Genomic DNA, 25,518 nt, shown 5'->3' with positions numbered 1-25,518 from the left:
CGCAATGACTGGTTTGACCGAAGCGCGCAAAAAACTCCCCTCACTGAGCACCCTGGACGACGCCGCGTTTGTCGACGCCGTTCACACGATGTATTACCCGGAGATGGACAAGGCCGAGCTGTCCGCCAAGCTGGGCTACCAGCCGCCAGCGGCGCCGGCACAATCCGCGGGGCTGATGCGCACGGCCGGGGACGTCGGCGTCAAGCTCGGTCAGGGCGTGGTCGACCTCGGTTCGGCCGTCGTGGGACTGGGTAGCCTCGCCACCGGCGGCATGGTCGGCAAAGGCATGCGGGCGGCTGGCTACGACCCGAAGCGGACCAATGAATTCCTGGGCGATTATTTGAGCGACAGCCAGAAAGCGTCCGACGAAAAGGTCGCGCAGGCAGATGGCTTTGTCGGCACGGTGGCGGAGTCGATCAAAAATCCGCGTGCGATCCTGGGTTCGATTGCCCAGTCCGCCCCGGGCATGATCGGCGGCATGGGCGTCACCAGCGCCCTGGCGCGCAAGGTAGCGGTGCGCGCCGCCCTGGCGACCGGGGAGGGCGCGGCCGCGAGCGCGGCCAGCCTGGCGGCCGGCAGGTCGGCGGCCGAAGCGACGGCCGCCGCCATGGCGACCGGCGCCGGCAAGAAAGCTGCCACCGAGGCAATCAATACTGCGGGCACCAAACTTATCGGCGCTGGCGCCCTGACGGAAGGTGCGCAAACGGCCGGCAATATCGCGGACCGCGCGCAGGCCGAAGGGCGGGAGTACAGCGAATATGCCTTGCCTGCGGTCGGCGCCGGCCTCGGCACCGCCCTGATCGGGCTCGGTGCGGGCAAACTCATGGGCGATTCCGCCACGCAGATCGCGACCGGCTCGGCCGGGGCCCAGGTGCGCGGCACCCTCGCCGGCAGGGTTGGGAAGGGCATGCTGAGCGAAGGCGTACTGGAAGAAATGCCGCAGTCGGCGCAGGAGCAGGTATTTACCAATATGGCCATGGGCGAGGATGACCTGGCCAACGGCGTGGGTAACGCCGCCGGTACTGGGCTCGTCACGGGGATGGCCAAGGGCGGCGGCATGGCCGCATTACAGGGCGCGCATGCGGTCCCACCTCCACCCGCACCAGCGGCATCGCCCGCACCTACGCCGCTGCCCGATACCGGGCCGCTTTCGCGCGCGGCAAACGCCGCCCAGGAAGCACTGGCGGCGCAGCGCGCCGCGACGGCCGTGGCTGCAACACCAGCGGCAGCGCAAGCGCCATCGCTGGACCGGATCGACAGCCGGCTGGCGGAACTGATCGCAATCGGGCACGGTGCGGTCGCTCAACGCGCCCAAGATGCAGCCGGCAACGTCGTCGTTACGCCACCGGTGGCGGGGCGCCGCCTTACCGCCGCCGAGCTTGCGGAATTCAACTCGCTCAAGCAGGCCCGCAAGGCGCGCACGGAGATCCCCGCGGATCAACAGGCCGAATTTGCCGCGTTGCTGGCAGAGGAAGAAGCGGCGATCAACGCCAAGTTCGAGCCGGCCAAGGCGGCGGCGGCCGAGTCGCGCGCCCTGGCCGAGGAAAAACAGATCGCCGCCATGCTGGAAGAAGAAGCGCGCGCGCAGCGTGCGGCCGCCGCCGAACGCGAGGCACACGAAGCGCAAACCACCAACGCGATTATCGAGCACGAGCGTGCCGAGCGCGCCGCGGCCAATCGCGCGGCGCTGCGCGCGGAGGTGCTGGCCAACACTGCCATCCCGGCCGATCACAAGAAACCCGCCTTCCTGGCTGCGCTCAAGCGCGACGGTTACGTCAACCCGGCCCTGACCCCCGAAGATCACGCCGACATCGACGACGCAACCGCCCCGGTTCCCAGCCTGCCGAACGAGCTGGTCGACGCCGTTCCGGAGCGCGCGGCGCCGGCGCCGACGCCGGCCGCGCCGAACACGCGCGCCGTGGATGACGCGATCGCGGCAGGCATGCGTCTGAAAACCGCCAACGGCGCGCTGCTGCACAAGCCTGGCTCAAGCAAGGTATTCAAGCTGAGTACCGCGCAAAAAGCGTATTACCAGAAAGTCATGGCGCGCCTTGCGCGTGAGGCGGCCCCCCGTGCGGACGTAGCCGATGTGGTACCGGCACCTGACGCCGCGCCAGCCAGCGATATTGATGTTCAAAAGACAATTAACGGATTGAGCGTGGACCGCGCAGACCTGGAATCGCTTACCGCAGCCTTGGCCGACGATCTCGACCCTGTGACGGGGAAGAAGCTTTCGTCGCAGGGGTGGCGCGACACTTACGAGGCTGAACGCAGTGCGCTGGAAGACTCGGTTGCAAACGCAATCGCTTTCTTGAGCGAGCGCGGGGCGCTGCCCAAAACCGAGCGCCCGGTCGTGAAAAGCCCGCCGCGCCGCAGCTTTCGTGCGGTCGAGGACATGCAGACGGAAGCAACGCTGCTGGGCGCCGCGCCTGAGCAGGTCGACGGCATCGCCTCCGGTGAAGAACTCTGGCGCAAGAACTTTCCGAAAACCTACGGCAACACGCCGGTGGAACGCAAGGCCGCCCCGCCCCTGGGCAAGCAGGAACTGAACCGCATGACGACACGGGACATGACCGACGACCAGCTGCTGCAGGCACAAAAACTGTTCGCCGGCGGGCCCCGCGCCAAAAAAATTGAAAAGGCGATCGCCGCTCGTCATTTGAATGCCCCCTCAGCGCAGGCAGCCCCTGAGCCAGCCGTCCATGACGTGGTGCCCGCCGATACCGCTGCGGCCGAACCGATCGCCAACGCGACGGCACCCGAGCACGTCCAGATCAGCGTGGATGACCGTGAATTAGCCCAGATCGTGGGGGAATTCAACGGTGCGCAAGTCGGCACCCAGGCCGACCAGTTTGGCACCAGGGAACGCAATCGCATGATGCCGGTCGGCCTGTCCGCCGTGGAGCTGGCCGAACAGGCAAGCCAAGCGGTCCACGCCAAGGCCATTTCGCGTGCTGAATTTGCAAAATCAGACGCAAACACTGATACTGACCCCATTCCCGCGCCTGCGGAAAAGAAAGAACAAACCAATGATTCCACCACTGCAACAAGTGCGCCTGCGATCGATTCGCCGGTGGCTGACGGAAAACGACCCGCAGGCAACGCTGTCACCCGAGGTGCTCGACAGCCGCGCGTCCGAGCTGGACGAAACGATGCTGGAAGCGTTCGAGAGACGCGAGGACGAGATCAAGTCGCAGATGATGCAGGCGAAGACGTGGGGCACGGACGAGGGGCTGACCCAGTTCCCGACCGCGCGCCTGATGCTGTGGGGCGAGGTGACAAGCGAGTTCCTGCCGACTTCCGTCCCGGCATAGGTGGCCTGACCCGTGAAGGGTCATGGTTCGATACCGCAGGGCGCAACGTCGACCTGATTGAACTGGCCCTCAAGATCGAGGGGGAAAACCGCCCAGCAACCGCCGGCGAGCAGGAGCAGCTGGCGAAATACGTCGGCTTTGGTGCCTCGGCAATACGCAACAAGCTGTTCCCGATTCCACCCGCTCACGCCAAGCAGCAAGAACCCTCCCGCCTCATCTGGCCGGACCTGATCGCCGAGGCCAGCTGGCGCGCGCTTGCCGTACGCATGGAGGCGCTGCCGGCGGCGTGGCAGCGCTCCGTCCTCCAATCGTCCCAATACGCCCACTACACCAGCGAGGGCATCATTCGCTCCACGTGGAGCGCAATGCAGCGCCTGGGCTTCACCGGAGGTAAGGTATTCGAGCCGGGCATGGGTATCGGTTCGTTCTCGATGCTGATGCCCGACAGTGTGCGCCAGACGTCGCGCTATACCGGCGTCGAATTCGACGGCCCGACCGCCCTCATCGCGCGCCTGCTGTCGCCCGAGCAGAACATGCTGCACGATGACTTCATCAAGCGAAAATTCCCGCGCGACTATTTCGACGTGGCCATCGGCAATCCGCCCTTCTCGCAAACAAAAATCTTTGCCGATCCGGACTACGAAAAGCACGGTTTTATGTTGCACGACTTCTTCTTCGCCAAGTCAATCGACCGCGTGCGCCCGGGTGGCCTACTCGCATTCGTGACCAGCAAGGGCACCATGGACAAGCAGACCGACAAGGCGCGCAAGTACCTGGCCGCGCGCGCCGACCTGCTTGGCGCAATCCGTCTGCCGTCAACCGCCTTCGAGGACAACGCCGGCACGTCGGTCGTGACCGATGTCATCTTCCTGCGCAAACGGCTGGAGGGCGAGGCCCCGGCGGGGCAACCGTGGGCCAACGTCGCTACCGTGGATACCAAGGACGGACCGGCGGTCATCAATGAATACTTTGCCAAGCATCCGGAGATGGTGCTGGGCCAGAACCGCATTTCCGGGAACGTCGACGACATGGGCCGCCGGATCAACAGCAACGGCCGCGGCATCGCCAAGTACACCGTTGTGTCCTATGACGGCACGCCGGCGGAACTGGATGCCAGGTTCGCGGAGGCAGTCGAGCGCCTGCCGGCGAACGCCTATTCGGTCCTGACCCAGTCGGCCGAGAGCGTGCGCCGCGAGACGGCCAAGGTCGATTTCGATCCGAGTGTCAAGCGTGAAGGCGTCGTCTACCTGGCCGAGGACGGCACAATCATGCGCGTGGAGAACGGGGTTGGCCATCCCCTTGCATCGGGCATGAAGATGACGGAAAGCGACAAGGCATGGTTCGCCGGCTATATCGGCCTGCGCGATCTCGTGAACGAGGCGCGCCTGGCGCAGTCGACCGGGGGCAAGTGGGAAACGGCTCTGAAGAAGCTGAACAAGGCTTATGACGCCTTCCGCGCCGAGCATGGTCCGATCAATGATTTCCGGGTACAGGTGCGCAAGTCCACCGACGAGGAAGGCAATGTGGTGGAAACCGAGTCGCGCGTGTTTAAGAACCGCCGCCGCTTCCGCGAGGACTACGATTCGGCCATCCTGACCCAGCTCGAAACCATCAACGAAGCCGGCGAAATCGTCAAATCGGCTTTCCTGCTCGGCCGCACGATCGGCAAGCCGGTCACACGGGACATCAAGACCATTGGCGACGCCTTGGCGGTGTCGCTGGACGATGTCGGCCGCCTGAATCTGGACGACGTCGGCCGACGGCTTGGCCTGTCGCGCGACGAGGCGATCGAGGCGCTTGGCAACCAAGTCTATCAGGCGCCTGCCGGCGACTGGCAGCTTGCCGACGAGTACCTGTCGGGCGACGTGGTCAGCAAGCTGGAGGAAGCCGAGCAAGCCGCGCGCCTGGATGCGAGCCTGGCCCGTAACGTCGAAGCTCTTACGGCGGCGCAACCGGAAAAGCTGGGGCCGTCACAAATCAGTGCCAAACTCGGTGCGTCGTGGATTCCCGCGGAGCACATCAACACCTTTGCGGCCGAGATCGGCGCCGGCGCCGTTTCCTTCGACCCGCAAACCGAGACTTGGCAGGTTGATGGCGGCAATCTGCGCAGCGAGCGGCGCGCCGGCGCCGAATACGGCACGGGCGCGCGATCGCCGTCCGAGTTGCTGGAATCGGCCCTGAACAGTCGTTCGCTCAAAGTCACCACCAAGATCGACGGCAAGACCGTGACTGATGCCGAGGCGACCACGGCCGCCAACGAAATGCGCAAGAAGATCAAGGACAAGTTCAAGGGCTGGATCTGGACCGACTCCGAGCGCGCGAGCGAGCTGGTCGAGTCGTACAACAAGCGCTACAACAATATCGCGCCGCGGCGCTTCGACGGCGCCTACCTGACCTTGCCGGGCGTGTCGATGCGCTACACCCTGCACCCGCACCAGAAGAACGGCATTGCGCGCATCGTCCATACCGGCGATACCTACCTGGCGCACGCCGTCGGCTCGGGCAAGACCATCGAAATGATCGCTGCGGGCATGGAGCAAAAGCGCCTCGGCCTGATCAACAAGCCGATGTACGTCGTGCCCAATCATATGCTGGAGCAATTTTCCAACGAGTTCATGGAGCTGTACCCTCTGGCGAACATCATGGTGGCCGACGACGAGAATTTTTCTGCCGAGCGCCGCAAGGCATTCATCGCCAGCGCGACCTTGAATAATCCGGATGCGGTCATCATCACCCACGATGCCTTCCAACGCATTGGCGTCAAGGAAGAATCGGTAGCGCCGATCCGTGACGAGATCCTGGCCGACCTGGAAATCGAGCTGTCGGAAACGGCTCAAAATAACGAGTCCCGCGTGCGTCGCAGCCAGCTGGAACAGCAGATCGAGGCGGTCACCCAGCGCTTCGACCGGATCGTCGCCGCTGGCGGCAAGGACTCGACGCTCAAATTCGAGGATATCGGCGTCGATTTCATCTTCGCCGACGAAGCACACGTATTCCGCAAGCTTGATTTTCACACCGCCCAGCAGATCAAGGGTATCGACCCGAACGGATCGAAGCGTGCGCTGGACATGTACGTCAAGACGCGATGGCTACAACAGCAGCGCCCGGGCCGCGCCATGGTCTTCGCATCGGGTACGCCCGTGACGAACACCATGGGCGAGCTGTACACGATCATGCGCTTTTTCGCGCCGGAGGAATTGGACCGCGCCGGCATTGCCACGTTCGACGCCTGGGCGCGCCAATTCGGGGAAGTTGCGCCGGCGCTCGAACCAAACGCAGCAGGTAAATACGAGCTGATCGAGCGCTTCGCCAAGTTCGACAACGTCCCTGAGCTGATGAGCCGCGTTCGCCAGTTCATGGACGTGCTCACCTCGGAGCACCTTGGCGCGCTGGTCAAGCGCCCGGACCTCATCGGCGGCAAGCCAAACCTGAACATCGTGGCGCCGGGGGAAGACCTTGAGCACTACATGAAAAACGCGCTAGGCCCCCGCATCGAGAAATCGAAGCGCTGGAAGCCCACGAAGGACGAGCCGAGCAACCCTGACCCGATCGTGTCGATCATCACCGACGGCCGCTTCGCTGCTATCGACCCGCGCTTCTTCCGCGGCAACCTCGGGGAAGAGGGCAGCATCATCACCTTCATGGGCGACAAGGTCGCTGCCGCCTATCATGCTGGCAAGGAAAACGTTTATCAGGACAAAAACGGCAAGGATGAACCGATCAAGGGAAGCACGCAGATCGTGTTCTACAACATGGGCTTCGGTGAGCAGTCGCAAAAGAACCGCGGTTTCGACGCGCGCGGCGCCTTCACCAAGCGTTTGACCGACGGCGGAATCCCGCGTAACCAGATTGCATGGTTTGATGACGCCAACACCGATGCCAAGAAGGAAGCGGTCTTCAAGGACATGCGCAGCGGCAAACTGCGCGTGCTGATCGGTTCGGCAAAGAAGATGGGCACCGGCGTGAACGTGCAAAAACGCCTGGCGGTTCTCCACTACCAGGACCCACCGTGGTTCCCGGCCGACGTCGAGCAGCCGCACGGCCGCATCATCCGCCAGGGCAACCAGAATCCGGAAGTGGCGATCGAGTGGTACACCACCAAGGGCACCTACCAATCCACGATGTGGCAAATGGTGGGGCGCAAGCAGCGCTTTATCGATCAGGCGTTTTCCGGCGATAAAACATTGCGCAGCATGGACGACATGGGCGAAGCCTCGCTGTTTGAGCAGGCGGCGGCCGTGGCGTCGGGCGATCCGCGCGCAATCCAGCTGGCTGGCCTGAAACAGGAAGTCGAGCGCTTCGAGCGCCTGCAGGCGGCGCACGCCAACGAACAGATCGGCGTGCGCTCGGCGCTGCGCGGGGCGCAGTGGGAGGTCGAGCACGCCGGCAAGGTGATCAACCACTATGGCGCCGCCTTCAAGATCATCGGAGAGCGCATCTATACCTTCACGGCAGGCAGAGTAGGCAGCGCCCTGTTCGACAAGGTCGGCGAGTTCGGCCAAGCCGTCAAGGATGCGTTCAACCGGGTCGCGGCCGATTCGATCACCGGCGCGGCCGTGCGCGACGAGCGGATCGGCATGCTGGGCGAAGACCTGCCGATCACCGTCGACGCCGAGTCGTTCGGGGACAAGCTCAATGGTGAATTTACACTGTATGTCAACGTGGGCGACCTGCCGCTGACCGTCACCACCACGAGCGCAATGGGCGAGAACGTCGATGCGGTGGGACTGGGACGCCGGATCGTGAACCAGGTGAACAGCATCAGCCAGGACCTTGCCAAGGCCCGGGCAAGGCTGTCGGCGGGCCAAACGGATCTCGTTCGCCTGCGCAAGAAATTCGGCGCGCCATTCGAGTATCAACAGGAGATGGCAGAAAAGTATGGCGACCTCAAACGCCTTGAGGAAGAACTGCGCCTGGAAGGAATGGCGCCGCCCGCCGTGCCGGTCGTGATCGATGCGGCCGGGATGACGGCCGCCGAAGCTGGATCGACTGCAGACGCACCGGGCGCGCCGCCAGCCCCGGGCAAGTTGATGTTCAGCCGCGCGCGGATCGACACGGACGCACCGCTGGTCAACATCTTTTCGCAGATCGCGACGGACGACGCCGCTTTCCGCCTGCCCGACAGCAATGCCAAGACGCTTGACGCCATCCTGGGGATGATGGCGCCGGCTCTGTCGGTCGATGAGTTCGTCGGTGAGGGGGAGCTGGAAGATGCGGCGGCGCCGGTCGACCGCGCCTGGCACATTACGGCCCCGACCGGCGAGCAGGCCAGCGTCTACCGCAACAACCGCAACAAGGAAATCTGGCTCGACATCTCGAACTGGAAAGAGGGGCGCACCGGTTCGGCCGTCTATCAGGCCGTGGCCACGTTCGCCCATAATACCGGCCATGTCTTTATAGGCGATCCGGCCGGGCTGTCCGACAAGGCGCTGTATCGCCGGACCGAGCACATGATTTCGTCCGCGCTGCGCCATGGCACCACCAAACACTTGGCGCCGCACGCGCGCCAGGTCGAGGCGACGGGAACGGCCAGCGGCGCCGACGTACGCCCGCTTGCATGGCGTGTGGGCGACGACGCTCATAACTTGCAGGAAATGCTGGTTTCGTCCTACACTAACATCCTGCACCTTTTCCCCGAGATCGCCGATGTCACCTACAACTTCGCCCGCGACCGCTTCGAGCGCGCATCCGTTCGGGCACCTGCCAAGGCACTTCGAGCTGACCAATCCGATCGCGGAGAATGGTCTGATGAACATGGACTGGGATCAGACGACAGTGGAAGCACTGTCGGACGAGGATTTGACGGCGCTGATGAAGGGGTACGGGACCTCGGCCGAGTGGATGCAGTACCTTTCACAGACGCGGATTTTAGAGCTGCTGCAGAATCGGTTCGCAGTGCTTATGACCTCTTCTTTCCTGCCAATGGAGGAGCGTATACGCCTCCGCTTGGGGTGTCTGATCTTAAGAGAGCGGTTCTTACCCAGTCTGTTCTACAAGAGGCTGGACGAGACGGAGGGCGAGAAGTTCTGGATCACGTTTCAGAGCGGCTCCTACAACGTGTAAGCCCCCAGCTCGCCCGCCTGCTCTATAGCCGCGACGCGGGATACTTCCGCGACGACGGCCTGTCTTCCCTGCCATCTGTTCCCACCGGCGCCGATTCCGGCACGGCCGCGCCGCTGGACCTGAGCGGCGTCGAGATCCTGCGCGCCAAGAAAACGACTGAACAGCTCAACCGGGAATTGGCTAAAGCAGGCATGGCGCCGGTGCGTTCGCTACGCACCGCACCGAACGCCCGCTTCGCCCTGGCGCGGCAAGTGGGCAAGGCGCTCGGCATCGAGGTCAATTTCGTGAGCAAAAACACGGACTTCGAGGGCGTTGCGTACAACGGTGTGGCGTACCTGACCGAGAGCATGCGCAATACCGAACTGGCGATCGCCGGCCACGAAACGCTGCATGCCCTGGAGCAGTCGAATCCCGAGCTGGGCGCCAGGCTGCGCACGCATATCCGAGCCTACCTGAAAGACGGTGTCGTGGAAGACCGCCAGGCGCGCGAATACGCGGAAAACGGGTTGCAGGACGTCACCGAGGATCAGGCAGAAGCCGAAGTCATCGCGGATATCAACGGTGCCATGTGGACCGACCCGGTGTTCTGGTCCGACCTGGCCACGTCCGACCGGTCGCTGTTCCGGAGCGTGGCATACAAGTTCATGGAGGTGGCGGCGAAGCTCATCAAGCACCTGCGCGGCTCGCGCTTCGATGTGGCCGCGCTGGTGCGCGACGTCGACGCCGTGCGTGCCATCATGGTGGCTACCTGGGCGGAACACAATGCCGTCCGGGACGCCGCAGCGGCGCCAGGCGGTTCGCCGGCATTCCAGGCATGGTTTGGCAATAGCAAAGTCGTCAAGGACGACGGCACACCCATGACGGTCTACCATGGCACGAGCGCGGACATCCGCACATTTCAAGCGTCGGCGGGCTGGTACGGCCGCGGCATCTACTTTGCACACGATCCAGCGTGGGCAAGCGAATTTGCCGAAGAAAGCGGGTTGGACAGTGGCGGAGGCGACAATGTCATCCCCGCCTATCTCAGCCTGCAGCGTCCGTTCATCTTCCGCGATAATACCAACGGAGCAGCCTCTAACATCCAGTTGATGAGAGAGCTTGGGATCAGCGAGCGCGAGATCGACCTGGCGATCGGCGCCGACGACAACGCGGCCGATCTGATCACCGATACCTTGGAAAGCATGGGGCACGACGGATTGATGGTCATCTCACCGGATGGGAACGAGTACATGGCCCTCTACCCGGAGCAGATCAAGTCCGCCGTGGGCAATTCAGGAGCCTTCGCCCCTGGGAATCCGGATATCGCATTTAGCCGCCAGGGCCTCGGCGACGCCCTGGCCAACGCCACAAACAGCATCGCGGACGTGCGCCTGCCGGCGAACTTCCGGGTGGGCGACCTTTTTAATAGCACCGGCAAACTGAGCTGGTGGCACAAGTCGATCGGCACCATGGACAACCTTGCGAAACGCCAGCCGGCTTTCGCTGCGGTCTACGGCGCGGTCCAGCGCTTCCTGGGCGACGTCTCGCGCTACGCGGTGGTGGCGGCGGACCTGGCGCCGACGCTGCTGCCGAAGCTGGAAAACGTGGCCGATATTGTCGGCAAGAATCGCAAAAAGGCGCTGACGGCCGCCGACACCAAGGCGATCGGCGCGCCCATCTTCGAGGGGACGCTGACCTGGGCGCGCGACGCGAACGGCAAGCCGGTCAAAATCGATGACCTTGAAAAGCGGGCTACGGCCATGTCCACGGCCGACAAGGCACGGGTGCTGCTGCAAAAAGGCATCATCGACGACCAGCAGAACCGCGCCTGGCAGCACAACCCGCTCGACATGTACGAGTCCATCATCGACAGCCGCTTCGCCACCACCCAGCTGCGCGCGGGCGTGGTGTGGTCCGATGCGGAGCTGGGCGCAATGTTCAGCTTGTCGGCCGACCAGATCGCGCTGTACCGCCAGTTCCGCGCGGCGCTCGACAAGAGCCTGGCGAACTTGACGATCAGCGAAATGGTCAAGCTGGGCGGCAAGGACGCGAACGGCATGCTGGAGCAGGCCGTGGCGGCGCCGGATCTGCTGGCGGCGGCCGCGCTGCTGCGCGACCATTTTATCGCCCTGGCCAAGCTGGACCCGGAAAAGACGGACATGCACCTCGACACGGCCAAGCAGATCATGAACCTGTCCGACAAGGGCCAGGACCTGATGGACCGCGGCTACGCGCCGCTGTCGCGCTTCGGCAAGCATACCGTCTATGTGCAGCAGGACGAGGAACAGGTGTATTTCGGCATGTTCGAGACGCAGTACGAGGCATCGAAGATGGCGCGCGACATGCGTGCCGAGCATCCCGCCGCCCAGGTATCGCAAGGCACCGTCTCGGCCGACGCCTATAAGCTGTTCGCCGGCGTTTCTCCAGAGACGATCGAGCTGTTCGGCACGCTGGTCGGGCTCGACAGCCAGGCCAGCGCCGCCAGCACCGAGGTCTACCAGGCCTACCTGAAACTGGCGAAGAACAACCGCAGCTCGATGAAGCGCATGATCCAGCGCAAAGGCATTGCCGGCTTTTCGGAGGACGCCGGCCGGGTGCTGGCCGGCTTCATCTACAGCAACGCGCGGCTGACTGCGGGAAATGCGCACCTGGGCGAAATCGACGAAGCCGTCACCGATATCCCGAAGCAGCAGGGCGAGTTGATCGACGCGGCCATGCAGCTGCGCGAGCATATCCGCAATCCGGAATCCGGCGCGCCACTGGGCGGCCTGATGTTCGCGCAGTTCCTGGGCGGATCGGTCGCCTCGGCCATGGTCAACCTTACCCAGCCGTTCACCATGACGTTGCCCTACCTGAGCCAGTTCGGGGGCCTGACGAAGGCGGGAGCGCGCCTGGCGGCCGCCGTGAAGGATGCGGCGAAGGATGCGACCGGCGACGCCCAGCTCGACGCCGCGATGCGGTGGGCGACTGAAGAAGGGATCGTCGCGCCGCAGGAAGTGCATTACCTGCAGGCGCAGGCGTCGGGCAAGGGCGCGCTGCGCGCCGGCGACGGCACCAAGGCCGGCAACACCCGGGCCCACCTGAACAATTCCATGGCCAAGGTCACGCTGGGCTGGGGCAAGCTGTTTGCCATGGCGGAGCTGGCCAACCGGCGTATTACCTTCATCGCGGCCTACCGCACTGCCGTGGACGAGGGAATGGGAGATCCCGCCAGGTTCGCGCAAGAGGCGGTGGCGCAGACGCAGGGCACCTACAATTCGGGCAACAAGCCGAAATGGGCGCGCGGCGCGGTCGGCTCGCTGCTGATGACGTTCAAGCAGTATTCGATTGGCTACCTCGAACTGCTGTCGCGCATGGCATTTGCCGGCGCGCCGGGCTCGAAGGAGCGCGCGGCCGGGCGCCGCGCGGCGCTGTACATGATCGCCGTGCTGATGCTGATGGGCGGTGCCGACGGTCTGCCGTTCGAGCAGGATCTGGAAGACGCGATCGATGGCATCCTGCAGCGTCTCGGCTACAACTTTTCGAGCAAGCGGAGCAAGCAGGAGTTCCTGACCGATACCCTCGGCCAGGGCGGCGCCGACTTCGTCCTGAAAGGCGTATCGAGCATGCCAGGCATGCCGATCGACGTCGCCGGCCGGTTCGGAATGGGCAACCTGATCCCGGGTACCGGCCTGCTGACCAAGAAGGATTCGTACACGCGCGACCTGGGCGAACTGGCCGGGCCAGCGGGCGACGTCGCCAAGCGCGCATTCACGGGTACAGGCAAGCTGCTCGGGGGCGACCTGGCCGGCGCCGTGCTCGACATCACGCCGGCGGCCGTGCGCAACGTGGTCAAGGGCGCCGACATGCTCGCAACAGGTGCCTACCGCGATACGCGCGGCTACAACGTCAACGAAACAAGCGCACCGGAGGCGGTGATGAAGATGGTCGGCTTCCAGCCCAACAGCACCGCGGATGTTCAGGATGCCAAGGGCCAGGCCCTGAACATGGTTGGCCAGAACCGCATGCGCTCGGTGGAGATCGCCGAGCACTGGGCGCAGGGCCTGGCCGACGGGGACATAGCAAAGGTGGAAGAGGCGCGCGCCTGGCGCGACGAATGGAACGTGAAGAACCCAGGCACGCCGATCAGGGTCAGCATGCCTGGCGTTATCAAGCGCGTAAAAGCCATGAGGCAGGACACATTGAACCGGACGCAGAAAACAGCGCCGGTCGCGCTGAAACAAACCGTACGGCGCGAGCTGGCGGAAACGCGGGCCGAATAGCGGCGCAATAGAAAAGGCCCTGGATTAAAATCCGGGGCCTTTTTGACTTAATGAATCCGCCCCCACAACTTGGGCAGCGGGCGGAAGCGCAAAAACAGCAATTCCGGGTGGTTACAGGTTTCGGTCAGACCGATAGTGTACAAAGAATAACCGCCTGTTTACGGAATCGGAAAAGCCCGGACCATAAATAGCCGACCCGCGCGATCGCGGCACTTATTTTTGTTCCACAGCGATTTCGGCGGCCGTGAAATTATACCTTGGCGCTATCGAGCGTACCGGCTTCCGCCATGGCTTTTACCCAAGCTGGAGAGCGCCCACGGCCCGTCCATTCATTGCTCGGATCGGCCGGGTTACGGTATTTCACCGCCGCCTTGTTTTTGACTGCCGTCTTGCCGGCTTTGCCCATCAGCTCTCCAATTGGAACGCCGACACGGGCCGCGATCGCGGTAATTTCCGCGCGCGCTTTTTCGATCGCCTCGCTTTCACGCGTTTTCATGTGGACCGCGATTTGGTCATACAGTGCTTTTAATTCAACAAAAGATAAATTTGACAAGTTCATAGAGGTCTCGTTTGGCTAGTTTTTACAATAAACTGTTGTAACGATAACCGCCAGCTTCCGGCGTGTCAAAATATTTTTAAACAAATTGGCACAATCGATCCGGCGCATAACTCAATTCCATGGCGACTACCCACACAGTCTGGATAAAACGGAGGCGGTTTTTGGAAAACCCACCGGAGGAAGCAGAAATATATTAGGACGAAAATAGCCCCATCCGCAAGTCGTGACAACCTAATAGGGAGTGCGGCATGCGATGCGTGCCGTGCTGAGCGGAATCCCGCCCAGCGGCTATTTGGAGAAGTGTAATGCGTAAGCTGCCAGTTGAGTTTTTGAGGACTTGTTTTGAAATACTGCTGACGAGTGGTGAGGCCGTCGATCTGGTGCATGCCCTGGAAGCGAACCCCCATGGTGGAGTACTGCTGGCCGTGATCGTTGGAACGATCGTGGTTGGGGTAGTGGCGTGCTGCGCGATTAAACACCGTAATCGTCCGCCGGCACCGTAAGCGAAAAGGAACAGGGCCGGTGTTCTTCCCCTGACCGGCGGCCCTGTACAGCGAAACCAAACGAGCTTATGGGGGCGAACGCACCCGCAACGAGCTTCGACCGCGTCGGGCATCGGTCGTGGTCATGATAAGGACCGCCTCACGGTGCACACAAAATAGCTTTCCCTGGCGATGCTGAGGCCCGAACCGTCGACCGGCGCGGGCCCGATCCAGAGCCGCACACATTTCAGCATCTGTCGGGCGAACTACGCGGTGCGCCCGCTGTCCAAACATCATAAAAAGGCCACGTCGACCATGGAGCACATCAGGTCGATATCGCGCAATGATGCAGACGCTCTTTTGCCCTGATAAGAAATGATGGCCAAGGCGAGTGCAGTGTGCGCGGAACATGTAGCGTTTTTTCACGATGTACTCCAGAAAATCTGACCACTAGAAAATAGCATCGGTTCCAGCTCATCAGCCATCGTTTGATCCTGGGCCAGTCGGAGAAAGATGACAGTGGCAGCCTTACCGAAAATTGGCTAACAAATATATATCTTAGCCTGTTTGACACAGCGTTCATCCGCAATTGCAATTTATAAACATGCAGAGATGCTAATCAACCTTCGGCCTCCAAAATTCGATCCCGAGTCGACCTTTCTCGCCGATCTCCAAGCCGCATACGATGGGCTGACCATCGAATTCCACGGCATCGGCCGTACGTCCGACGGACTGCCCCGCTTCCCCGAACACGACGATATGGCACGCCGTGAGATCAATCGGGCGATCGCCCGGTGCGCGGCCGCAGTGTCGGCCGCGGTCAAGCGCGAGAAACGATGGTTGGTGCTACGCACGCTTCAAAGAGCCAAGGATCACGGGCTCGACATCACCCCGACTGTTGTTCAAAACACCGCGCGACGCTTTCTTGGACGCGGTCTGGATCAAAAGGCCGTGGCAACTCTGTTCGCCACGCCCGGGCGCACGGCGGCAAACCACTCTCCAGTCCGGGCTGCGGACTTGGTGCAATTCGAGAGGGAGCTGGTCGGCCGGATGCAGGTGCTTCTGTTCGAGATGGATCTTGAAAAATCCAAGGCGAGTCATCTGTGGGCGACGTCGGTCGAACGCAAAAACGTCTTGGCAGACTGGTCGCGACAGCGACTGGCGCAGCTGCGGGGCCGTATGCCTAAATAGCTGCGATACCTGGGCAGAAAAACTGGAACATAAAATCGGCTAACATATACATAAAATTGGCTAACATATATATTTGTTAGCCAATTGACGTCGTGAATCACGGTGCCGTGTCGTCCTGATCCGGGGTGGAGACGCGGGTAGAATCGATTCGCATGAGCCAGCCCCTTTCTCACTTGACTTCGGTTATGGCCGGGTCGAGCCGATCGGGCCCAGGCCGATTCTCCAGGCGCGCCCTCGACAGCGCTACCGCCTCATTCAACTTTTGCTCCAGCAATTGCCGGGATGGCAATCCGGTCAGATATTCGGCGACGTGAATGCCGCTTTGGTCAAGTTCCAGCAGTTCTATCTGTTCACGGTTCTTGCCTGTGCAAAGGATAATGCCCAGTGGTGGCGCTTCGCCCGGCTCTTGTTCATGTTTGGCCAGCCACCGTAGATAGAGCTCCATCTGGCCTTTGTCAGCCGCCTTGAATTCGCCAAGCTTGAGTTCGATGGCGACCAGGCGCCGCAAGCGGCGGTTGTAGAACAGCAGGTCAATGTAAAAATCGTTGTTGTCGATTTGCAGCCGTTTTTGGCGGGCGACAAAACTGAAACCGGCCCCCAGCTCCAACAGGAAATTTTCCAATTCGCGCAGGATGGCGTCTTCGAGATCTTTTTCAAGGTAGTGATCGCGCAACCCCAGGAAGTCCAGCACGTAGGGATCCTTCAGAACGAGGTTCGGGCCAAGCACCCCCTCATCGCGCAAGGTCGCCAGTTCGCTTGTCAGCAATTCGTCGGGCTTGCGCGAGAGCGCCGTGCGCTCGAACAGCATGGAATCGAGCCGGCCCTGCAAGGTGCGCGTGCTCCAGCCCTCGTCGCGGCACATCTCCAGGTAGAACTCCCGCTTGAGGGGATCGTCGATGTAGATCAGGCTGCGCAAATGGGTCCAGCTCAATTGTCTACTCAGTGCGTAGACAATCTCCTCGACCTCGAACACCTCGCCAAAACGCAGCATGTGGCGCAGGTTTTTGGCGCCAAAGCCGCGCCCGTGCTCGGCTTCTAAATCGCGTGCCAGCGAAGCGACGATCTGTTCGCCGTAGCCGGCCCGTTCCCCTTGAAGCACCTCGGCGCGTATCCGCCGGCCAATGCGCCAGTAAAGCATGGTCAGGGCCGAATTGACCGTAGTGGCCAGTCCGGCCTGTGCCTCGCCGATCAGGACGCGGATGTCGCCGGCCAAGCCGGTTGTCACTGCTGCAGCTTGCATGTCTTACGGTTCCTCCTGTCCAGTTGGCTTACGGGCATCGCTAGCGACATCGGTCGACGTCGCTAGCGAAACGTCCCGCTTGGTGCCGCTCTCCGCGCGGCGCTTTCACCTCCGCCAGCGTTTGACGCATGTTGCCAGTGAGGGCTTTGTCCCATTTCCCGGCCGTGGCGCCCAGCACGGGCGTTTTAGCAGTCAACACGGCCACTTTTCCGAATCGCTTCACGGTTCCTCCAAAAATGTGGCGCCACAATCACCGCAGAAGATGTTCAGGCCCGGCTTGCCCCACACGCTGGCCTTGATCGGGCAGCTGCAGGAATACTTGGACCGGTTGCTCTTGTTCGCCGCGCTGCCGGTCGTGGTGCTGAGCGCCGGCGGCGCCAGATCGACGCCGCTGACCGCCGCGATCGCGGCCCCTTCCGGCGGCAGGCCCGCCAGCATCCCGGGCGCCGCAGCACCGGTGGCGCTTCCTCCTGGATGGTACGCCACAAAGCGGTCGTACCACGAGATCTGAAAATCGCGCGTGAGCAGGCCCCGACACACCTCAAGGAAGCGCCCGCCCTCGATCGGATAATCCGCCATCTTGTCGCCGGTTTTCTTCCCGCCCGGCAGGCCGGTCGCGGACGGCATCAGGCCGATCGCCTCCATCTTATCTCCCCATTCCTTGTCGTGGTAGCGGCGGCGCGCTGGAATGCCGTGCTGATGCTGCCAGAGGTGGCACATCTCATGAACCATGGTCCCCATGATCTCGACTAGCGGGACGACCGCAAAATAGGCCGGGTTCATCGCGATTTCGTGCAATTTTTCCTTGCTGCGGTTGCCGAAGCGCCCTGCAGAGAAGTAACCCATGGTGCGGTCCTTGCGCTGCAGCGTCAGCAGGCAGTCGGCCAAGCTGTTGTCGAACAGCTCGGCGTTGAACGTGTCGTAGGCGAGCTGCAGCTCGGCGTAGACGATGGCCGTCTGCCTGACTTCGCTTTTCCATCCGGGCGCATGGCCTGGCGCTCGTGCGGGGCTAACGCTTCCCCCATGAAGAGGCCCAGCATCAAGCGGGCGTGGGTGCTCGTGTTGGCGAAGCGCTGTTTGTGGTTCATGGCTGCTGATGTCGGGCATGTCGAGCTACCGAATACAAAAAATGCATTTTAGCAATTTTGGATTGCACAATCCAAAATTTGTGTCCTTATGCTTTGGATTGTGCAATCCACGCGAAGTTCCCGCAAGCGCCCCAGTGGTTGCAAGCGTCGCCCTTGCCAAGGCGCGCCAGATAGACTACTGTATATAATCACAGTATTTAGAGCAGCCCGACAATGCCCGCCGACCCTCATCCCGCCCCCGAAGAATTGCACCCCGCGTTGTGGCGCGCTTCCCAGCTTGCACGCTGCGCCGCGCGGTGCATCGATACGGGGTTTCCGGCATTGTCGAATCAGCTACCCGGCGGCGGCTGGCCAACCGGAACCCTCGTCGACGTACTGCCCCAACAGGCGGGACTGGGGGAGATGCGGCTGTTGGCGCCGGCATTGGTCAAAGTCGCATCGCGTAGCGTCGTGCTGCTGCAGCCGCCGCACTGTCCGCAGATACTCGCGCTCGGGGGCATGGGCCTGGCTGCGTCCCAAGTGCTTTGGATCAAGAGCAAGAAGGGGACGGACGCGCTATGGGCGGCAGAGCAGGTACTGCGCAGCGGGAGCTGCGGCGCCCTGCTGTTCTGGCCCAGCCACGTGCGGCCGGAAGCCTTGCGCCGGTTGAACCTGGCAGCGCAGGCCGGCGAAACGCTGTTTTTCATGCTGCGCCCGATCGCGGCCGCGCAGGATGCGTCGCCGGGCACCGCTGCGTCTGCGGCCGGCGCCCAGCGGGATGGACGTGGGATTCGTCAAGCGCCGCGGTCCACAACGTGACGACAGCCTGTTCCTGCCCCTAAGCGGTGAAGGGCATTTGACGGTGCCGCAGCCTGCCAGCGGAGTAGAACCATATGGGTCTTAATACCTAAGGCCGTATGCAAATCACTTCCACTTCAGCGGCCTTGTTAATAACCTCTAACGGAACCGATACAAACCGTTTACCTAACTCTAGTACTTTGAATCTTGCCCAGTTACGCTTCTTCTGTTGGGCATCCAGAGCTGCCTGCCCCATTGCAACAGTGAGGGATGGGTCACCAGAGGAAAGAAATTCCACATTGTCATAGTGAATCTCAATTATTCTATTTTTCAAAGACCAATTACCAGAAGCCCTGTTCCGAGTTTTGATAACCTTGCCATTAGTCAGGCGGATATCTACCTCAGCTATTGCCCAAAATTTGCTGTCATTTGAATAATTTGAAGTCTGCTCTACAGTTATTGTCAGTTCCGGGCCAGCCATAGTGTATGGGCCACATTTCCACTCACCAAGCAAGGCTGCGCGTTCTGCACTTTCGGCAACACAACATGTTGACACAAGAAAAACGGATAGCGATACGAATTTGAATAAACGTGTCATGAGAAGGTACGTGAACGATAAAAATCTGATTAGAGAAAAATTGTAGCGCAGATTCATAAGACGCGCGTTCAATGATAAGAACGGTTGCGTCAAGCCGACGGCAAGATAAGGGTAGCACCAGTCCAGCGCCGTGATCTTAATAGACTTGCCATCAGCCAACTAAAAACGGACGCTTATTCGCGAATAGCCCCCTCTTGGTAATCAAACAGATCTTGAGAAAAACCTTCCGAAAGAAAAGAAAGAATTTGAGAAAGGTCCGCTGATGGCGGTACATCAATAGCAATTAAACTAGGTTCGTGACTGCCCTCCCAAGCACATCCCAGTGCCTCAATTTTCCGGATCAGTTCATCTCGGGAGTCCAATTCAAAAAATACCATTCTTATTGTGCTATGGCCATGTGAATTAACCAACGAATCGAACTTTAACTCACCGTTCAATTCCAATCTTGCAGAGATCTCATCGCCAAGAGCAATGCCCATTACATAAAACGGGATATTGGCTATCTTGAACAAGCCATTGTCGTTTTTTTCAGCCCAAAGACTTTCCACTGACACAGGCGGAAAACCGTCCACCTGTTCCAAGTCAAAAAAAACTTTTACCATGCCCGCTGATTTGCTGTCCGCACTTTTGTCATTTATCACTTTTTTCCCTATTGCAATCTCGGCATAATATTTGCCCGTTATCCGGAGTTCCCGAACCACCTTTCGATTTTGGATCTATATGATCGACCTGAGCCTCGTTTCCTGGAGGTGAGACGTCCTTCACTGATTTATTGGCTGGAACCGTTTCGACACCGCATCTTTCGCAAATCACTTTCCCCCCGTTCTTCTGGGCGTTCGCGTCTTTAACAATCTCTCTACCGCGTTTTGTAAAGTCCTTCCCAGGCCTCGAAAGATCTGGGATCTTTTCCGGCATCTTACCGTTGAGGATCGAGGCCGCCGCTCGGACTGCAAAATAGCCGTTTAACGCCTTCGAACCAGACGCTCCGGCTGCACGTTCTCCGCTTTGCCAGATTTCTTGCTCACGCGGCGTAAGACTCATGACTCCAACGCTCGCACCATACAAGGTATCGGGGTCGCGACCGTCTGGATCGACGTATTTGTACGGATTGTTGAGCCCGTAAGCGTATCGATTGAAGCTGCGGCCGGTGTTAGCATCAGTGATGACCGGATCAATGCTCAACATTCTACCAGCAACAGGGTCGTAATACCGCTGCTGCATATAAACCATGCCGATATTGACGGCATTCATGTGCCCCGTATAGCCCAGGGTGGGTACTGCACCTGCAGTTGTAAGCCCGAAAGGTTCATAAGCTGTTCGGTCCAGTACGGCACCCTTACTGTCCGTCCATGCTACTGGACTACCTAAACCATCGGTATGATCATATTTGTTGCCAGCGGGGCTACTCTCCGCAATTACATGATTATGCAAATAGATGAATTTTGTACCGCCACCTAAAGCAACTGAGGTAGGGCGCGTATATAACATTTTTCCTTCTTGACTATAAACTTGAACTTCATTTAATCCATCTGTTCCGATAACGCTAACCCGATGGCCGAGACCATCATATATATAATTTCCACGACCTGGTGCAGAGGTAAGCCGATTTGCTTGGTCGAAAACAAACGCACGGCTTCCACGCTGAATAACATTCCCGCGCGCATCATATTTATATGCAAGATTATATTTTTCAACTGCACTTGCAATACCACTTAACCGGTTGGTTGCAGCATCGTAATTATGAACGGCCGTGCGAGCGGTCCAGCCGGAAAGTAAGGTGCTTGTAGTTATATTATCTAGGGCATCATAAGTATAGGACGCCGTCCCCCAATGAACCGGTGACTTAACGGACTTAAGCCGATCTAGATCGTCATAAGACATTTCGCGATTAGTAATGGATCGCTGTACATCCATTATTTTGACTACGTTCGCGTTCTCGTCATATGAATAGACATCATTAACGACGCCGGCATCTACCGATTTTTCCGGCAACCCACGAGCGTTCTGAGTAAGCGTGTGTTTGATTCCATTGCCATATGTAAAACTGGCAATTGCACCGTTCGGATGATATCTGACGTCACTCGCAAACGCACCAACCTTGCCGGGCTCGCCCAATGCATTTGGCGCATAGGAGATAGCGGTGCCATCCGGATATGTAAGCTGAGCAAGCGACGCGTTTGCATCATAGAGTCGATCAATATTATAAGCCACGCCACCATATGTCAGATTTTCGCGCTCATTTAACCCCCGTTTATTATATGTATTTGTCCAAACCGCGCCGTTCGACGATATAGTAAGCGGCAAATTATCAGGCGTATAAGCGCGCATAATAGACGCCCCGCCATCACCATAAATAGTGCTGGTCAGCTGATTCACTGAGTCATACGCAAACCTTACCTTATTTATATCGGCGACTTTTTCAGTATCACATGCGGAGGTTGACGGAAGTACCAACCCGCTAGCCCGCCAAGCAATATTGCCAGCAAGGTCATATTCTTGAACCGTTGCGCCAGTTTCTGGCTCAACGGTTTTGCACAGCCTTTGAAAATTATCGTAGACATAGCTACGCGTCGCGGTTTTTCCGCCGCCGCTCCGGGTTATCGATGTTGGCTTTCCAAATATATCGCGCCCGATTGACAACATAGTGCCTTCAGCAGATTGTATCCCTGCGATAGCATCTCCAGACGGGAGATCGAAGACTTGGTAGTTAGTAGTTGTGCTAATATTGCGCGGGTTCTTAAGAACGGTTTTGAAGCCACTTACATATGCATACTCTGTAGTCAGAGTTCCCAGTTCAGAGTGTTCCCGAATGAAGCCCTTACGTCCCAACTCATCGTAATACGTGTCAATGCCGACGCTAGCCTCTTCCAACGTACGCACCGGCCTTGAAGTAAATGTCATCCGGCCTGCAGAATCAAATTTTCTTTGAACAATACGGGAAGTTCCTTCAATGTCCTTTTGATCGTATGTTTGCGTTATGAGCGGGCGAAATAATCCATCATAATAAGTTATCTTACGCGCATCCCCTACCTCCTCGATTTGACGCCAATCTCTGGGTTCCGCCATATCGGACCAGCCATCAAATGGCAACTGTTCGTAGCTAATTTTTATGGGATTCCATTGAACAGAGTCTTCAACTGGGGGAGTAATCAGCGCCAAGCGTCCTACAATATCATAGCCATATGTCGTAGTGTGCGACGCTGCATTGGTTATGGATGTGATAAGTCCAATATCGTTTACAGCACGACTTTCAGTTGTTTTATTCGCGTAAGTTGTTAAACGAGGCAACCCGCGTTTGTAGTTCCCAAAGGAGGTAATCTGATTTTTTGCGTCTTTGCTTGTTGCCAGGGTTCCGTCCAAATTATAGGAGTACGTCTCCGCTAATTTTCCAAACTTTTTGACCGTTTCCAGATTCGCCGTAGTTGGGTTGTATCCATTCTGAATAACAATTTTGCCGGATCCCATTTCAGTAATGCTCTCCAGTTGCCCGAGCACCCACTTTGTTTTGTTGTCGTGATAAGCCATCTTTTCGACAATACTCATTCCCAAGCTGCTCGAACGTACAACTTTTAATGGTCGAGCGAATGCGTCGAAATCACTATTACTTGGCACCGCCCAAGTAAATTCAACATCTTGCTGATGGATCGTTCGCTTATCTTGCGGAATATGACGGGCACTGACTTTTCCGTCGCCGCGATCTTGATCGCTAAACCCGACCGGCTGAATAAAGGACTGGTTATAGTTCGTAACGGTAGTTTTAATTGCCTTGTTACCGTCCCATCCTACATCAACCTGCTTTAACAGTCCCTCATCGACGCCGAAGGTACTGCCGAAAGTATATCTCGTTACCACGTATTCAGGATCAGTAACACTGACCTTACTTGGAATGGCGCAGGTAGTACAATCGACAGTTCCGGGATTAAAAGTATCATATGTGGTTGTCCACTCTTGATCAGATCCGCGGCGAAGAATTTTTTTACTTGTGAGGGCATATGTATCGTAATATTGAGGAAAGTACCTACGGCTGCCAACAGTGTGACCATCGCTGTAACACAACTTCGGAACCCCGTTACGTGCGTGTTGGACCGGGGACATAGTGAAGACACCAATCGCCCCAGAAGGATGCACAATCGAACCAGAAACAATTTTGCTTTTTATACCCGGTGGCTGAGCATCACATTCCGTTGAAGCTTCTTCTTCGCTACCGCCATAATCCATATACATATTAACCAACCCAGTGCCATATTCCGCGTCGTCTAATCCGCTAAGTTCCCATGATGAGTAGTCGGGCAACCGTACGGTACTGAGAATCGGCCCTCCCCAACCATTTCCGCCATAGGAATAATTCCAAGTGCGTAGACCATCGGTAACTGCCGCTACCGTATGGGAATCAGGATAATACGAGAAAATTAATGAACGTTCTGCGTTTCCATCGCCGTCAGAGCTTTTTATACTTAGCAATTTCCATTTATCGGTAGAATCATACGTGTATTTAACTACGTTTCCGTACCGATCAGTTATTTGCGTCGGAAAAATAAATATCTCATCGCGCTTAATAGCGAATTTTGATTGTCCGGGACCCGCGTTAGGCTCTGGATTTTCAGTAGTTTCTGACTTAATAATAAGCGAGCTAGGTGGAGGCTGACTGACGGTCGCGGCACTGAATGGGACTGATTTTGATAGAACTGATAAGGGTCGTGACACAAGCCAATCAAACCGATAGTGAGACCCATCGGGTGAGATGGCGAGAAAACCCTCTCCCCGCTCCAATCCGGACGAATTCGCGTCGGTGCTAGATAAAGTGGAGAGACAGCGTATAGCCCAACCGTCACGGGTTACTAAGGGAGTATCGGCGCCGTCGAGAGGCACGTTATTATTAAAAGCCGTATTGCGCTTAAGAATTTCTTGATCCCCAGTACCTGGAATATATAGCATGTTTCCATGCCAAAATTCCGCAGGACGAAATATTACATTGGTACCGGATTTTTGGAGCAATGGGGGCTCACCAAAATTTGAGCATCGCGCCAGCGATATCTGACCGTTGCTATCAAGACGACTCCATCCTTTCTCGTTGGAGAACGTACCATGAATGCTAGGGATTTCCAGATCCCAGTTTTTAAACAAGCCGTTCCGTCTAAATCCCTCACTGCCGGTCACCATTCGGCGCCCCACTGCGACCGGTAACTTGCTATTTCCGGGGATACTTACATCAGTTTGGACAAATTCCAGGGCACCATTATAAATATTGACTTTGTCACCGAAGAGGTCAGGGCCCAACACTGTCATGGCCCTCGACGCGCGAATGAGCTTTGCGTCCTCCGTCCTAACTGTGGCCGTCTGGCTGTGCGCCGCCATAGTAACGAATAATAAGAACGGCAGAGAAGCCGAAATACGCTTCGACGTACTCCTATCCGGAAAAACTATTCCGAGAAATTTTTTGGTCCAGCTTGGATGAGACGTTGGCATATACACGTTTTTAAATTTCATGCTAATTAAATGAATTAAACACTGTTGGGGAAAGACGCAACGAGATTGCCTGCGTCGTCCGACTGGGCAATATTGCCAGTAGTGTAACCGTGCTATCCCTGTTTAAGGAACTTTGCCAAGAAATATTTTTCAAAGGTCAGATTTAGAATTTTCGGTTGATTTAGTTTTATCCTGTAAGCATATTTCGGCCGGAAATATGGATTCTGTTGCATTGGAGAACCTCGGCGGACGCCAGGTCGACAAGAAAGGGGGACCGTCGACTTCCTGCTGGCGGGCAAGTGCGACGTGGCTGCGGCAAGGCGCTTCTTCGATAAGGCGACTAGGACTAAGACTAACGGCGATCCCGGCAAGATCGCGCTGTACAAGAGCGGTGCCAGCACGGCGGTGATCGACGGGGTCAACGCTGATCGCCACATCCTGCATGTTTGACGCATGTGATGAAATATGTTTTCAGCGGTTCCAAGAGCCACTTGAACGC

10 protein-coding genes are annotated in these 25,518 nt (G+C 58.6%); 4 read left to right on the top strand and 6 right to left on the bottom strand.

All coding sequences use genetic code 11. From position 1 onward, the window contains the following. Positions 1-4: 4 nt before the first annotated feature. A complete protein-coding gene (locus tag RBA41_RS28680) occupies positions 5-13,618 on the top strand; it encodes a PLxRFG domain-containing protein (protein WP_306627783.1) in 13,614 nt (4,537 codons plus the stop codon). A 250-nt stretch (positions 13,619-13,868) separates the two neighbouring features. Here the strand turns inward: RBA41_RS28680 and RBA41_RS28675 are convergent, their stop codons facing one another. Beyond that, a complete protein-coding gene (locus RBA41_RS28675; protein ID WP_306627782.1) occupies positions 13,869-14,177 on the bottom strand; it encodes an H-NS histone family protein in 309 nt (102 codons plus the stop codon). A gap of 305 nt (positions 14,178-14,482) precedes the next feature. On the opposite strand from RBA41_RS28675, the gene RBA41_RS28670 reads away from it, so the two are divergent. Together RBA41_RS28670 and RBA41_RS28665 are read left to right on the top strand one after the other, a co-directional pair. Then, on the top strand, positions 14,483-14,680 hold the full coding sequence (locus tag RBA41_RS28670) for a hypothetical protein (RefSeq protein WP_306627781.1): 198 nt from the start codon (positions 14,483-14,485) through the stop codon (positions 14,678-14,680). A 591-nt stretch (positions 14,681-15,271) separates the two neighbouring features. Next, entirely contained in the window at positions 15,272-15,850 is a 579-nt protein-coding gene (locus tag RBA41_RS28665; protein ID WP_306627780.1) for a hypothetical protein, read from the top strand. A gap of 169 nt (positions 15,851-16,019) precedes the next feature. Here RBA41_RS28665 and RBA41_RS28660 read toward each other — a convergent pair whose 3' ends face one another. Together RBA41_RS28660 and RBA41_RS28655 are read right to left on the bottom strand one after the other, a co-directional pair. Beyond that, positions 16,020-17,090, bottom strand: a complete 1,071-nt coding sequence (locus tag RBA41_RS28660; protein ID WP_306627779.1) for a PDDEXK nuclease domain-containing protein — start codon at positions 17,088-17,090, stop codon at positions 16,020-16,022. A 219-nt stretch (positions 17,091-17,309) separates the two neighbouring features. Continuing rightward, on the bottom strand, positions 17,310-18,197 hold the full coding sequence (locus RBA41_RS28655; RefSeq protein ID WP_306627778.1) for a SprT-like domain-containing protein: 888 nt from the start codon (positions 18,195-18,197) through the stop codon (positions 17,310-17,312). Between the two features lie 194 nt (positions 18,198-18,391). Between RBA41_RS28655 and imuA the strand changes: the two genes are divergently transcribed. Then, positions 18,392-18,976, top strand: coding sequence for a translesion DNA synthesis-associated protein ImuA (gene imuA / locus RBA41_RS28650; protein WP_306627777.1), 585 nt, complete (start codon positions 18,392-18,394; stop codon positions 18,974-18,976). A gap of 88 nt (positions 18,977-19,064) precedes the next feature. Here imuA and RBA41_RS28645 read toward each other — a convergent pair whose 3' ends face one another. The 3 genes from RBA41_RS28645 to RBA41_RS28635 form a co-directional block, all read right to left on the bottom strand. Further along, a complete protein-coding gene (locus tag RBA41_RS28645; RefSeq protein WP_306627776.1) occupies positions 19,065-19,553 on the bottom strand; it encodes a hypothetical protein in 489 nt (162 codons plus the stop codon). A gap of 173 nt (positions 19,554-19,726) precedes the next feature. Beyond that, complete coding sequence (locus RBA41_RS28640) at positions 19,727-20,194, bottom strand: DUF4265 domain-containing protein (RefSeq protein WP_306627775.1); 468 nt, start codon at positions 20,192-20,194, stop codon at positions 19,727-19,729. Beyond that, positions 20,184-25,040: an RHS repeat-associated core domain-containing protein gene (locus RBA41_RS28635; RefSeq protein ID WP_306627774.1), complete on the bottom strand. Its 4,857-nt coding sequence runs from the start codon at positions 25,038-25,040 to the stop codon at positions 20,184-20,186. The genes RBA41_RS28640 and RBA41_RS28635 overlap by 11 nt, the downstream gene beginning before the upstream one ends. Positions 25,041-25,518: the final 478 nt, after the last annotated feature.

Origin of the sequence: Massilia scottii, assembly GCF_030846495.1 — a bacterium.
Classification (GTDB): Bacteria; Pseudomonadota; Gammaproteobacteria; order Burkholderiales; family Burkholderiaceae_D; genus Telluria_A; species Telluria_A violaceinigra.
Note: the sequence above shows the minus strand (reverse complement) of the source record. Positions and strands in the feature narration are given on the sequence as shown.

Excerpts from the sequence above, each read along its gene's own strand:
- RBA41_RS28675 (WP_306627782.1), bottom strand. The coding sequence starts at position 14,177 with ATGAACTTGTCAAATTTATCTTTTGTTGAATTAAAAGCACTGTATGAC.
- RBA41_RS28665 (WP_306627780.1), top strand. The coding sequence starts at position 15,272 with ATGCTAATCAACCTTCGGCCTCCAAAATTCGATCCCGAGTCGACCTTT.
- RBA41_RS28670 (WP_306627781.1), top strand. The coding sequence starts at position 14,483 with ATGCGTAAGCTGCCAGTTGAGTTTTTGAGGACTTGTTTTGAAATACTG.
- RBA41_RS28635 (WP_306627774.1), bottom strand. The coding sequence starts at position 25,040 with ATGAAATTTAAAAACGTGTATATGCCAACGTCTCATCCAAGCTGGACC.
- imuA (WP_306627777.1), top strand. The coding sequence starts at position 18,392 with ATGCCCGCCGACCCTCATCCCGCCCCCGAAGAATTGCACCCCGCGTTG.
- RBA41_RS28660 (WP_306627779.1), bottom strand. The coding sequence starts at position 17,090 with ATGCAAGCTGCAGCAGTGACAACCGGCTTGGCCGGCGACATCCGCGTC.
- RBA41_RS28680 (WP_306627783.1), top strand. The coding sequence starts at position 5 with ATGACTGGTTTGACCGAAGCGCGCAAAAAACTCCCCTCACTGAGCACC.
- RBA41_RS28655 (WP_306627778.1), bottom strand. The coding sequence starts at position 18,197 with ATGCCCGACATCAGCAGCCATGAACCACAAACAGCGCTTCGCCAACAC.
- RBA41_RS28645 (WP_306627776.1), bottom strand. The coding sequence starts at position 19,553 with ATGACACGTTTATTCAAATTCGTATCGCTATCCGTTTTTCTTGTGTCA.